The sequence below is a fragment of the Pseudomonas atacamensis genome (genome assembly GCF_017167965.1).
Taxonomy (GTDB): domain Bacteria; phylum Pseudomonadota; class Gammaproteobacteria; order Pseudomonadales; family Pseudomonadaceae; genus Aquipseudomonas; species Aquipseudomonas atacamensis.
Window position 1 is genome coordinate 2275078 of sequence record NZ_CP070503.1, and the last position, 12494, is coordinate 2287571.

The 12494-nt window shown below is 60.6% G+C and carries 11 protein-coding genes; 3 read left to right on the forward strand and 8 right to left on the reverse strand.

Going from position 1 to position 12494, the window contains the following annotated elements:
• Positions 1-108 precede the first annotated feature (108 nt).
• Positions 109-285: a hypothetical protein gene (locus JWU58_RS10410; protein ID WP_206421880.1), complete on the forward strand. Its 177-nt coding sequence runs from the start codon at positions 109-111 to the stop codon at positions 283-285.
• A 104-nt stretch (positions 286-389) separates the two neighbouring features.
• Here JWU58_RS10410 and JWU58_RS10415 read toward each other — a convergent pair whose 3' ends face one another.
• On the reverse strand, positions 390-788 hold the full coding sequence (locus tag JWU58_RS10415) for a DUF6124 family protein (protein ID WP_125927407.1): 399 nt from the start codon (positions 786-788) through the stop codon (positions 390-392).
• A 130-nt stretch (positions 789-918) separates the two neighbouring features.
• On the opposite strand from JWU58_RS10415, the gene JWU58_RS10420 reads away from it, so the two are divergent.
• The gene (locus JWU58_RS10420) at positions 919-1578 is read left to right on the forward strand and encodes a LexA family protein (RefSeq protein WP_038861876.1); all 660 of its coding nucleotides are present in this window, start codon (positions 919-921) and stop codon (positions 1576-1578) included.
• A 42-nt stretch (positions 1579-1620) separates the two neighbouring features.
• On the opposite strand, the gene JWU58_RS10425 is transcribed toward JWU58_RS10420, so the two are convergent.
• The 4 genes from JWU58_RS10425 to JWU58_RS10440 form a co-directional block, all read right to left on the reverse strand.
• Positions 1621-3570, reverse strand: coding sequence for an acetyl/propionyl/methylcrotonyl-CoA carboxylase subunit alpha (locus JWU58_RS10425; protein WP_123442105.1), 1950 nt, complete (start codon positions 3568-3570; stop codon positions 1621-1623).
• Positions 3570-4382 carry a gamma-carboxygeranoyl-CoA hydratase gene (locus JWU58_RS10430; protein WP_123442106.1) on the reverse strand — a complete coding sequence of 271 codons (813 nt, stop codon included), beginning with the start codon at positions 4380-4382 and terminating at the stop codon, positions 3570-3572. Before JWU58_RS10430 ends, JWU58_RS10425 begins: the two co-directional genes overlap by 1 nt.
• Before the next feature lie 13 nt (positions 4383-4395).
• The gene (locus JWU58_RS10435; RefSeq protein WP_024013439.1) at positions 4396-6000 is read right to left on the reverse strand and encodes a carboxyl transferase domain-containing protein; all 1605 of its coding nucleotides are present in this window, start codon (positions 5998-6000) and stop codon (positions 4396-4398) included.
• Between the two features lie 107 nt (positions 6001-6107).
• Entirely contained in the window at positions 6108-7271 is a 1164-nt protein-coding gene (locus JWU58_RS10440; protein WP_024013438.1) for an isovaleryl-CoA dehydrogenase, read from the reverse strand.
• Positions 7272-7570: 299 nt separating this feature from the next.
• Between JWU58_RS10440 and JWU58_RS10445 the strand changes: the two genes are divergently transcribed.
• A complete protein-coding gene (locus JWU58_RS10445; protein WP_206421881.1) occupies positions 7571-9268 on the forward strand; it encodes an AMP-binding protein in 1698 nt (565 codons plus the stop codon).
• A 652-nt stretch (positions 9269-9920) separates the two neighbouring features.
• On the opposite strand, the gene JWU58_RS10450 is transcribed toward JWU58_RS10445, so the two are convergent.
• From JWU58_RS10450 to JWU58_RS10460, 3 genes are all read right to left on the reverse strand, one after another.
• Positions 9921-10820, reverse strand: coding sequence for a hydroxymethylglutaryl-CoA lyase (locus tag JWU58_RS10450; RefSeq protein ID WP_123442110.1), 900 nt, complete (start codon positions 10818-10820; stop codon positions 9921-9923).
• Positions 10821-10965: 145 nt separating this feature from the next.
• Positions 10966-11364, reverse strand: a complete 399-nt coding sequence (locus tag JWU58_RS10455; RefSeq protein WP_039763349.1) for a MerR family transcriptional regulator — start codon at positions 11362-11364, stop codon at positions 10966-10968.
• 199 nt (positions 11365-11563) lie between these two features.
• Positions 11564-12493: a LysR family transcriptional regulator gene (locus JWU58_RS10460; protein ID WP_016775308.1), complete on the reverse strand. Its 930-nt coding sequence runs from the start codon at positions 12491-12493 to the stop codon at positions 11564-11566.
• Position 12494 lies beyond the last annotated feature (1 nt).

The window sequence follows — 12494 nt, forward strand, 5'->3', positions numbered from 1 at the left end:
CGGTACTTTACACGCAGGCAGGGCTGAAACCGAGGGGAATTGCGGGTGGAGCGGGGGGCGTCTTCCGTGACGCGCCGGCAGCTTAGAGGCTATGCGATTGATTCTCAAGTGCTGATTGCCATTAGTTTTGCCCAATGTGGCCGGGCTCGGCTTGCCAATCAATATTCTTTTGATATTATCCGCGCCATCGAATTTGCAGCACCTAAAGACTTCATTAGCCTGAAGACACAAGCCCGAAAAACGGGCAAAAAAAGACCCGGCAAAAAGCCGGGTCAAAAACCGTGATTAGCCTGATGAGGAGATAGTCCAGAAGACCGACCTAAGGTCTCTGGTCCATCGACTGATCTCGCGACCAGCTGCTTGCAATAATAATCATTATCATTTGCAAGTCAAATGTTTTTATCTGCGCGATGGGAAAATTCTTTCCTGCCCGCCCGTACCTTGTCCGCCGTGACTTCGTCGTTGTCGATCGAATGGTCGACCATCGCCCGCGCCATATCCACCATGTGCACCACCGAAAAGGCCAGATCGCGATTGGTGCCTTGAAGGTTTTCTGCGGCCTTGAACGCGGTGGCGGCTGCACATCGCAACAGATCCGAGGCATGCACTAGCGCTTCCTCGCCGCTGAGATGGCCTTTGACATTGAAAAAACGTTCGTCCGTCTCGGGTTCTGAAACAGCCGGTTTCAAGTAGTAGTCCAGCGCGCGCTGTGCGGCGGCATTGCCTTGAGGGGAGGTGAAGCTGGTGTCGATTTGCAGATCGGGCAGGTCTTTGCTGCTGATGTTCATCATGAAACGTCACTCCATGTTCGATTGAAAGTCCGTTTCCTTAGGATAGTACCGCCTGTATTTGTGACGAGAATTTAAATACTACAATATGTGTTTTGCCGGTCGAAGACGTCCGCGTAAGGTGCGGCACATGGATAAATGGATTGAGTTGGTCAAGGCCAAGATGAGTGAACTCAAAGTCACTCAAACAGAGCTCGGAGAGCGCGTCGGCATGTCCCAGGGCGGGATCGGTCATTGGCTGAACAAGCGTCGCGAACCCGGTGTTACCGAAATGAACCGCGTGCTCAAGGCGCTGGGAATGGACTTCCTGGAAGTCGTTCTGGTGATTCGCGAACCGCAGCCGACGCCGGAAGACGAGATGCCGCTGGCGCAGAAGTACAACCCGTACTTCCGTTATCCGGTCTGCGATTGGCGTGCACCGTGCGAAGTGCGTGACACTGCGGCGAGCTATCCCGGAGCATCAGCGAAGCAGCGCTTCGAACTGACGGATTACCACGCTCGCGGCGGTGCGGCGTTCTGGCTGACGGTGACGGGGGATTCGATGACCGCGCCGAGCGGCCAGAGCATTGCCGAGGGCATGCTGATTCTGGTTGACCCAGAGTTGGAGGCAGTGCCTGGCAAACTGGTGATCGCCCAGTGGCCAGACAGCGAAGAAGCGATTTTCCGCAAACTCGACGAGCAGGCCGGCCAGCGTTACTTGGTGCCGCTCAATCCAACCTGGCCGAAAACCCTGCTCACCGATGAATGCCGGATTATCGGCGTGGTGGTTCAGGCAACGGCGCGTTACTGAACGGATCGATCCTCGCTCAACGCCAGGATCGATCCTTTTATTTCATCCTTCGTCCAGTTCAACCAAAGCACTGCCTTCACTGACCATATCGCCTTCCTGGCAATACAGCGCTTTGATCACACCGGCGTGCGGCGCACGGATGCTGTGTTCCATCTTCATGGCTTCCAGCACCACCAGTTGCGCCCCGGCCTCAACCGACTGTCCCGTTTCGACCAGCACGCGCACGATGCTGCCGTTCATTGGCGCGGTCAGACCGCCCTGATGGCTGTGGCTGGCTTCAACGGCACTGATCGGATCGAACGCTTCGATGCGCCGCAATTCGCCGTCCCATTCCAGATACAACGCGCCGCCCTGACGAATCGCCCGCAACGTGCGGCGCACGCCGTCATGCTCGATGGTCAGCGCCTCGCCCAGCAGTTTTGCATGGGCCGCAGTTCTCAAGGTCAACGCGCGATCCTGTCCCTCGCAGCTCAAGTGCAAGGTGATTTGCGCCGGCAAACCTGCGCGCAAACCACTGCTGCAAGACCAGGGGGAGGCGGGATCATCCGCCCGCGCATGCTTCGGCAGACTCTGCGCAAACGCCTGCGCCGCCGCTTGCCAGAACTCATCGCTCAACGCGCCCGGCGCTGGCAGCAATTGCTCCTGATAGCGCGGAATGAACCCGGTATCCAGCTCTGCCGCCGCAAACGCCGGATGCGCGATGATCCGGCGCAGGAAATTGATGTTGGTCTTCAGCCCGCCGATCGCAAACTCGTCGAGCATGCTCAACAGACGCAAGCGCGCCTGTTCGCGATCTTCACCCCAGGCAATCAGTTTGCCGAGCATCGGATCGTAGAACGGCGAAATCTCGTCACCTTCCTCAACGCCGCTGTCTACCCGCCGCCCCGGTCCCTGCGCCGATTCGCGGTACAAGTCCAGACGCCCGGTGGCCGGCAGGAAATCATTCGCCGGATCTTCGGCATACAAGCGCACTTCGATCGCGTGACCATTGAGTGGCACCTGCGCTTGGGTGATCGGCAGCGCTTCCCCACGGGCGACGCGAATCTGCCAGGCGACCAGATCCAGTCCGGTGATTGCTTCGGTTACCGGGTGCTCGACTTGCAGCCGCGTGTTCATCTCCATGAAGAAAAACTCGCCGCGCGCATCCAGCAAAAACTCCACGGTGCCGGCGCCGACATAACCGATCGCCTGCGCCGAACGCACAGCCGCTTCGCCCATTGCCCGGCGCAACTCGGGCGTCAGACCCGGCGCCGGGGCTTCTTCGACGACTTTCTGGTGCCGACGCTGGATCGAGCAGTCGCGCTCGTTGAGGTACAGGCAGTTACCGTGCTGATCGGCGAACACCTGAATCTCGACATGACGCGGCTTGAGCAAATACTTTTCCACCAGCATCCGCGAGTCGCCAAACGACGATTGCGCTTCGCGCTGCGCCGAGGCGAGGGCTTCAGCGAGTTGGCTGACATCTTCGACAACTTTCATGCCTTTGCCGCCACCCCCCGCAGTGGCCTTGAGCAGCACCGGATAACCGATGCGTTCGCAGGCTTCGCGGAAGGTGTCGAGGTCCTGCGCTTCGCCGTGATAGCCCGGCACCAGTGGCACGCCGGCCTTTTCCATCAGCGCCTTAGCGGCGGATTTGCTGCCCATCGCATCGATGGCCGAGGCGGGCGGGCCGAGGAAGATCAGCCCGGCGGCTTCGATGGCGCGGGCGAATCCGGCGTTTTCCGATAGAAAGCCGTAGCCGGGATGAATCGCCTGGGCACCGCTGGCCTTGGCGGCGGCGATCAATTTATCGATTTGCAGATAACTCTCGGCAGCCTTGCTGCCGCCCAGATCCACGCGGATATCGGCTTCACGGCTGTGCCGCGCATCGCGGTCGGTGGCGCTGTGCACGGCGACGGTGGTCAGGCCCAGAGCCTTGGCGGTGCGCATCACGCGGCAGGCGATTTCGCCGCGGTTGGCCACCAGCAGGGTGGTAATCACAGGTGCGCTCATCAACGCGACTCCTTGGTGGATGCGGCTTGCCAGTTCGGTGGGCGTTTTTGCAGGAAGGCACGCAAGCCTTCCTGGCCTTCAGGGCTGACGCGAATCCGCGCGATGGCATTTTCGGTGTAGCGGCGCAGGGCCGGGGTCAGCGCGCCGTTGCCGACTTCGCGCAGCAAGTCCTTGCTGGCGCGCATGGCGGCGGGGCTGTTGAGCAACAGGTTGTCGATCCACTGTTCGACCTGTTGCTCCAGTTCCGCCGCAGGATAGCTTTCTGCGAGCAAGCCGATCTCCCGCGCCCGCTGCCCGCTGAAGCGCTCGGCAGTCAGCGCATAACGCCGTGCCGCACGCTCACCGATCGCCTGCACTACGAACGGACTGATCACCGCCGGCGCCAGGCCGATGCGCACTTCCGACAGGCAGAACTGCGCGTCATCGGCGCCGATCGCCATGTCACAGCAACTGATCAAGCCCAGCGCGCCACCAAACGCCGCGCCCTGAACCACGGCCAGCGTGGGGATTTTCAGTTTGGCGAGGTTGTACATCAGCTCGGCCAGCTCGCGGGCGTCGTCGAGGTTGGTGTGGTAATCGAGTTCCGCTGATTGCTGCATCCACGCCAGGTCAGCGCCGGCACTGAAGTGCTTGCCGCGCCCGCGCAGCAGCAGGAAGCGCAGGCTCGAATCGCTGGCGACCTTGTCGAGAGCGAGGATCAGTTCGCGGATCATCTCGGCGTTGAAGGCGTTGTTTTTCTCCGCGCGGTTAAGCCACAGCGTCGCGAAACCGCGTGGATCGGTTTGCAGTTCGAGGGTATTGAAGTCGTTCATCAGATTCTCCCCATCACATCCGGAACACGCCGAAGCGGCTCGGTTCGATTGGCGCGTTCAGCGACGCGGACAGGGCCAGGGCCAATACATCGCGGGTCTGCGCCGGGTCGATGACGCCGTCGTCCCACAGCCGTGCGCTGGAATAATAGGGGTGACCCTGTTCTTCGTACTGATCAAGAATCGGCTGCTTGATCTCGGTCTCCTGCTCGGCGCTGAACGCCTGACCGCTGCGTTCGGCCTGTTCGCGCTTGACCTGCACCAGCACACCGGCGGCCTGTTCGGCGCCCATCACGCCGATCCGCGCGTTCGGCCACATCCACAAGAAACGCGGATCGTAAGCGCGCCCGCACATGCCGTAGTTGCCGGCACCGAAGCTGCCGCCGATGATCACGGTGAATTTCGGCACCTTGGCGCAGGCCACTGCGGTCACCAGTTTCGCGCCGTGTTTGGCGATGCCGCCGGCCTCGTATTTCTGGCCGACCATGAAACCGGTAATGTTCTGCAGAAACAGCAGCGGGATGCCGCGCTGGCAGGCCAGTTCGATGAAGTGCGCGCCTTTCTGCGCGGCTTCGGCGAAGAGGATGCCGTTGTTTGCCAGAATCGCGATCGGGTAGCCGTGCAAGTGCGCGAAACCGCAGACCAGCGTGGTGCCGAACAGCGCTTTGAATTCATCGAACACCGAACCGTCGACCAGCCGCGCGATCACTTCGCGCACATCGAATGGCTGCTTGGCGTCAGCCGGAACCACGCCGTACAACTCGTCGCTGGGGTACAGCGGCGCAATCGGCGTGCGCTGCTGCACCTCGCCGAGCTTGCGCCAGTTGAGGTTGGCGACGCTGCGGCGGGCGAGGGCGAGGGCGTGTTCATCGTTCTCGGCGTAATGGTCGGCCACACCAGAAGTCTTGCAATGCACATCGGCGCCGCCGAGGTCTTCGGCGCTGACCACTTCACCGGTCGCGGCTTTCACCAGCGGCGGGCCGGCGAGGAAAATCGTCGCCTGGTTGCGCACCATGATCGCTTCGTCCGCCATCGCCGGCACATACGCGCCGCCGGCGGTGCACGAGCCCATGACCACGGCGATCTGCGGGATGCCCATGGCGCTCATGTTGGCCTGGTTGAAGAATATCCGCCCGAAATGCTCGCGATCCGGAAACACTTCGTCCTGACGCGGCAGGTTGGCGCCACCGGAATCCACCAGATAAATGCACGGCAGGCGATTCTGCTGGGCGATGGTCTGCGCGCGCAGGTGTTTTTTCACGGTGAGCGGGTAATACGAGCCACCTTTCACCGTCGCATCGTTGGCGACGATCATGCATTCAACGCCTTCAACGCGACCGATGCCGGCGATCACCCCGGCAGCCGGAACGTCTTCGCCGTAAACCGCATGGGCGGCAAGTTGGCTGATTTCGAGAAACGGCGAGCCGGGGTCGAGCAAGCGATTGATGCGCTCGCGCGGCAGCAATTTGCCCCGCGAGGTATGGCGTTCCTGAGCTTTGACGCCGCCACCCTGCGCCACTTGGGCGAGCAGGGTGTGCAGCGCGTCGACCTGTTTGAGCATCGCCGCGCTGTTGGCGGCGAACTCCGCCGAGCGCGGGTTGAGCTGAGTGTGCAGAATCATGGGGCTTACTCCGTAAGCAGCTTCTAGCTACAAGCGGCAAGCTGCAAGTTGGGGCGAGAGCGTGGTTCTCTTGCAGCTTGTAGCCTGCGGCTTGCAGCTGACGAGATTCATTTCGTCTCGTTGAACAGTTCACGGCCAATCAGCATGCGGCGGATCTCGCTGGTGCCGGCGCCGATTTCGTAGAGCTTGGCGTCGCGCAACAGGCGGCCGGCGGGGAATTCGTTGATGTAGCCGTTGCCGCCGAGAATCTGGATCGCGTCGAGGGCCATTTGCGTGGCGCGTTCGGCGGTGTAGAGGATCACTCCGGCCGCGTCCTTGCGCGTGGTTTCGCCGCGCTCGCAGGCCTGGGCTACCGCGTACAGATAAGCGCGGCTGGCGTTGAGCTGGGTATACATGTCGGCGACTTTGCCCTGGATCAGCTGGAATTCGCCGATGCTCTGGCCGAACTGCTTGCGGTCGTGGATGTACGGCACGATCAGGTCCATGCACGACTGCATGATTCCGGTCGGGCCGCCCGAGAGCACCACTCGCTCGTAATCGAGGCCGCTCATCAACACTTTCACGCCACCGTTGAGCACGCCGAGAATGTTCTCTTCCGGTACTTCGACGTCATCGAAAAACAGCTCGCAGGTGTTGGAGCCGCGCATGCCGAGCTTGTCGAACTTGTTGCTGCGGCTGAAGCCTTTCCAGTCACGCTCGACGATGAACGCGGTGATGCCGTGGGGGCCTTTTTCCAGATCGGTCTTGGCGTAGATCACGTAGGTATTGGCGTCCGGACCGTTGGTGATCCAGGTTTTGCTGCCGTTGAGGACGAAGCGGTCGCCGCGTTTGTCGGCGCGCAGCTTCATCGAGACCACATCGGAACCGGCGTTGGGCTCGCTCATCGCCAGGGCGCCGACGTGCTCGCCGCTGATCAGCTTCGGCAGGTATTTGGTTTTCTGTTCGTGGTTGCCGTTGCGGTTGATCTGGTTGACGCAAAGGTTGGAGTGCGCGCCATAGGACAACGCCACCGACGCCGAGCCACGGCTGATTTCTTCCATCGCCACCACGTGCGCCAGATAACCCAGACCCGCGCCGCCGTACTCTTCCGGCACGGTGATGCCGAGCAGGCCCATGTCACCGAATTTGCGCCACATGTCGGCGGGGAACAGGTTGTCGTGGTCGATCTGCGCGGCACGCGGGGCGATCTGATCGGCGACGAAGGACTGCACCTGATCGCGCAGCATGTCGATGGTTTCACCGAGGGCGAAATTCAGGGATGGATAGCTCATGTGGCACCTTTTGGCTTTTTTATCGGGTGGAGCGCACGACGAATCGGCGTTCAGCTTTACGTTAACGTAAAGCTTCCACAGTTCGACTGTCAATCGGCTTTACGTAAGCGTCAACTTGGGCGAGAGTAAGGGCAGTTCAGGATCAGATATCGGTTTGTTTCTGGTGGGAGCGAGCCTGCTCGCGAAAGCGCTGTATCAGTCGCCCCCAAGGCTGAATGACGCAGCGTATTCGCGAGCAGGCTCGCTCCCACAGGATTCAAAACCGGGAAAACCCACTAATAAAGACAATAGGGGTCGTCATGGATCAACCCAGTGCAAACCCGCAGCGCAGCTACACCCGTGGCTCTCAGGACCATGCCCTGCTGGCGATGACCATCGGTCAGCGCTTCGATCAGACTGTCGCACAACATCCGGACGGTGAGGCTTTGGTGGTACGCCATCAGCAGTTGCGTTACTCCTGGCGGCAACTGGCCGAAGCGGTGGATGAGCAGGCCAGGGCCTTGCTCGCACTGGGCTTGCAGACCGGCGATCGCCTCGGCATCTGGGCGCCGAATTGCGCGCAGTGGTGCATTACCCAGTTCGCCACGGCGAAGATCGGCGTGATCCTGGTCAACATCAATCCGGCCTACCGCAGCTCCGAACTCGAGTACGTGCTCAAGCAATCCGGCTGCCAGTGGCTGGTCTGCGCCGGAGCGTTCAAAACCTCGAATTACCACGAAATGCTCCAGAGCCTGGCGCCAGAATTGACCGAGCACGCCATCGGTCAGCTGCGCAGCGAACGCCTGCCGGAGCTGCGCGGCGTGATCAGCCTCGATGCCAATCCGCCGCCCGGTTTTCTGCCGTGGTCGCAGCTCAGCGATCTGGCCGCCAGCGTCTCGTCCGAACAGCTGCGCGAACGCAGCGCCAGTCTGCATTTCGATCAACCGGTGAACATCCAGTACACCTCCGGCACTACCGGTTTCCCCAAGGGCGCGACCCTCAGTCACTACAACATTCTCAACAACGGCTACATGGTCGGCGAAAGCCTCGGCCTGACGGCGGCCGATCGTCTGGTGATTCCGGTGCCGCTGTATCACTGCTTCGGCATGGTCATGGGCAACCTCGGTTGCGTCACCCATGGCAGTACGATGATTTACCCCAATGACGCTTTCGATCCGGCGCTGACCCTGCAAGCGGTAGCCGAAGAGCAGGCCACGGCGCTGTACGGTGTGCCGACCATGTTTATCGCCATGCTCGATCAGCCGCAGCGGCAGACCTTCGACCTGTCGACCCTGCGCACCGGGATCATGGCCGGCGCCACCTGTCCGATCGAGGTCATGCGCCGGGTGATCAACGAAATGCACATGAGCGAAGTGCAGATCGCCTACGGCATGACCGAAACCAGTCCGGTGTCGTTGCAGACCGGGCCTGCTGATGAGCTGGAATTGCGCGTCACCACGGTCGGGCGCACCCAGCCGCAACTGGAAAGCAAGATCATCGACACCGCCGGCAACCTCGTGCCGCGCGGCACCATTGGCGAATTGTGCTCGCGCGGTTACAGCGTGATGCTCGGTTACTGGAACAACCCGCAGGCCACCGCCGAAGCCATCGATGAGGCCGGCTGGATGCACACCGGCGACCTGGCGAGCATGAACGAGGAGGGTTACGTCAACATCGCCGGGCGTAACAAGGACATGATCATTCGTGGCGGTGAGAATGTTTATCCCCGTGAGCTGGAGGAGTTCTTCTTCACCCATCCGGCGGTGGCCGACGTGCAGGTGATCGGCATTCCGTGCACGCGCTACGGTGAGGAAATCGTCGCCTGGATCAAATTCCACCCCGGCCACAGCGCCTCGGAGCTGGAGCTGCAAACCTGGTGCAAGGAACGCATCGCCCATTTCAAGACACCGCGTTACTTCAAATTCGTCGACGCGTTTCCGATGACGGTGACGGGCAAGATCCAGAAATTCAGGATGCGCGAGATCAGTATCGAGGAGCTGAAAATAACCGAGCGGTAACCTAAACCCTGTGGGAGCTGGCTTGCCAGCGATGGCGTCAGGTCAGCCAGCATCAATGTTGAATGTTCTACCGCAATCGCTGGCAAGCCAGCTCCCACAGGGATTGGGGGGATTCAGGAATCGCAGAAAGCACAAAGGGGAGCCGAAGCTCCCCTTTAATTTGTCGTTGCGTGCTCTTTTTATTATTGAGGGTCGGTCTGTTGTTGTTTTTGGCAACCGTGGCCCTGTACAGCTTTTTGGCGACCCCCATCCGGGGTCAAGAGCAAACGTATTTTTTTGAGCGCTGATCTGCTTTCTCGTTTAACGATCCAACCGATTCGGGAGCTACCTGAAGGTAGTTTTATTGTTCTCTGCCCGGTTGCGGGTCACTCCTTAGAGCACCCTGAAAAGCACATCTTCTCCAAAAAAATCTGTTAGCTGCGTCTCTGCCGTGTTGTTCTTGTTATGTCAGAGTCGTTTCGTCTTGTTTTTATTGGTTTGCGGCTTTTTATTCTTGTTATGCGATAGAGATAGCAGGTGTCGTGCCAACTTTTAAAAACCTTTAAAAATCAATGGCTTAACTTTTCCAGGCTTTTTCGACTCCAGGCAAAGCCAGACAATTTGTTTCCGTGTTACTCGCTTTTGCCCACATCGCTGACGCAGCGGTAACACCTCACTGCGCGCTGCGCGCCTTGGCCACCCGCGAACCGCTCGGACGGCCGAGCACTGCGCTGATCTGCTGGCCCGCGGCAATCAAGGCGTCCAGGTCGATACCGGTCTCGATGCCCAGGCCATCGAGCAGGTACACCACGTCCTCGGTGGCAACGTTACCGCTCGCGCCTTTGGCGTACGGGCAGCCGCCGAGGCCGGCGATAGAGCTGTCGAACACCGCAATGCCTTCGAGCAGGCTGGCGTAGATGTTGGCCATGGCCTGGCCATAGGTGTCGTGGAAATGCCCGGCGAGTCTGTCCCGTGGCACCTGCGCCGAAACCACCTCGAACAGGCGCCGGGTCGCGCCCGCCGTGCCGGTGCCGATGGTGTCGCCCAGCGACACTTCATAGCAGCCCATCGCGTACAGCTCGCGCGCGACCATCGCCACTTGCTCCGGCGCAACCGTGCCTTCATACGGGCAGCCCAGCACACAGGAAACGTAACCGCGCACGGTAACGCCGTGTTGTTTGGCGGCCTCCATGATCGGCGCAAACCGCGCCAGGCTTTCGCTGATCGAGCAATTGATGTTGCGCTGCGAGAACGCCTCGGAGGCGGCGGCGAACACCGCGACTTCCTTGACCCCGGCGGCGAGCGCGTCTTCAAAGCCGCGCAGGTTCGGCGCCAGTGCGCCGTAGGTCACGCCGGGTTTGCGCTGGATCTGCGCGAACACTTCGGCGGATCCGGCCATCTGCGGCACCCATTTCGGCGAGACGAAACTGCCGACTTCGATGTAGCCAAGCCCGGCGGCGCTCAGCGCATCGACCAGTTGCACTTTGTCGGCGACGCTGATCTGCTGGGCTTCGTTCTGCAGGCCATCGCGCGGGCCGACTTCGATCAGGCGTACTTGGGAGGGGAGGGACATGGGTGGGACCTGCCTGTTTTTTGAGTTCACGAAGAACCCTGTGGGAGCGAGCCTGCTCGCGAAAGCGGTGGATCAGTCACCGTTAATGTTGGATGACAGAATGCATTCGCGAGCAGGCTCGCTCCCACAGGGGCACCAATATTTGCTAGACCGCCTGCTGGCTCTTGAGCGTCTGCTCCAGCGCCTGCACGCAGCGCTCTTCGGCTGTGTCCAGCTCAAGCTTCATCTGTTCGATATCGAGCAACTGCTGTTCGAGCTGTTCGCGGCGTTCGCTGATTTTCGCCAGCATGCTGTTGAGCTGTTTGGTGTTACCGCCGGACGGATCATAGAGTTCGATCAGCTCGCGGCATTCGGCCAGGGAAAAACCGATGCGCTTGCCGCGCAGGATCAGCTTCAGAGTGACCTTGTCGCGCGGCGAATAGATCCGTTCCTGGCCACGACGCTCGGGGCTGAGCAGGCCTTGCTCTTCATAAAAGCGGATCGCCCGGGTGGTGATGTCCAGCTCGCGGGCGAGGTCGGAAATGCTGTAGGTCTGACTGCTCATGAAAGCGCTCGGAAAATGGGCATGGCGCTAAGCTAATCGGTGGTTTACGTTTACGTCAAGCGGGATGGTTTTGGGGTGTCTGTACAGGCCTCTTCGCGAGCAGGCTCGCTCCCACATTCGACCGCGTTCCTTCAGATGAAATGCAATTCATTGTGGGAGCGAGCCTGCTCGCGAAGAACGATAACGCGGTAAAAAAGCCCTACACCTTCTCCAGCTTCTTCTCCTGCGCCGTCACCTGCTGGCACAACTCGATCATCTGCTCGCGCATCCAGCGGTTGGCCGGGTCCTGGTCGGTGCTTTCGTGCCAGTACAAATGCGTTTCCACCGACGGCACATCATTCACCGGCAAATTGAACGACTGCAAATCATGGCGGCGGGCAAAGCGTTCCGGCACGGTCATGACCATGTCGGTCTGCTGCATCACTTGCGAAGCCATCAAATAGTGCTGCGAGCGCAGGGCGATCTTGCGCTGGATGCCCATTTTGCCCAGCGCCAGATCGACATAACCCAGACCGCTGCGGCGGCTGGAAATATGGATGTGAGTCAGCGACAGGTAGTCGTCGAGGCTGAGTTTTTCCTTGCCCGCCATTGGGTGGCCCTTGCGCATGGCGCAGACGTAACGGTCGTCCATCAGCTTGACGTGGCGCACCTGCGGGTCGGTGTTGAGCGGCGCATCCACGGCGAAATCCAGACGCCCGGCCGCGAGTTCCTTGGTGGTTTCCCGGCGCTTGGACAGAAAGCTTTCGATGATCACCGTTGGCGCAAGGCGGCGCAGACGCTGGAACAGTGGCGGCAGAATGATTGCTTCCGTCAGGTCGGTCATGCTGATGCGGTAGGTCTTGACCGCCTGCGCCGGGTTGAAGATGCGACTTTCCTGCACCGATACGCGCAGCAGCGACAGGGCGTTGCGCACCGGGCCGATGATGTTCTGCGCCATCGGCGTGGGCACCATGCCCTGAGCGGTACGCACGAAGAGCGGGTCGTTGAAGGTTTCGCGCAACCGCGCCAGCGCGTTGGACACCGCCGGCTGGGTGATCCCGACAATCTGCCCGGCGCGGGTCAGGTTGGCTTCGGTGTAGATCGCGTCGAAGACGATGAAAAGGTTCAGGTCGACCTTGCTCAGATTCATA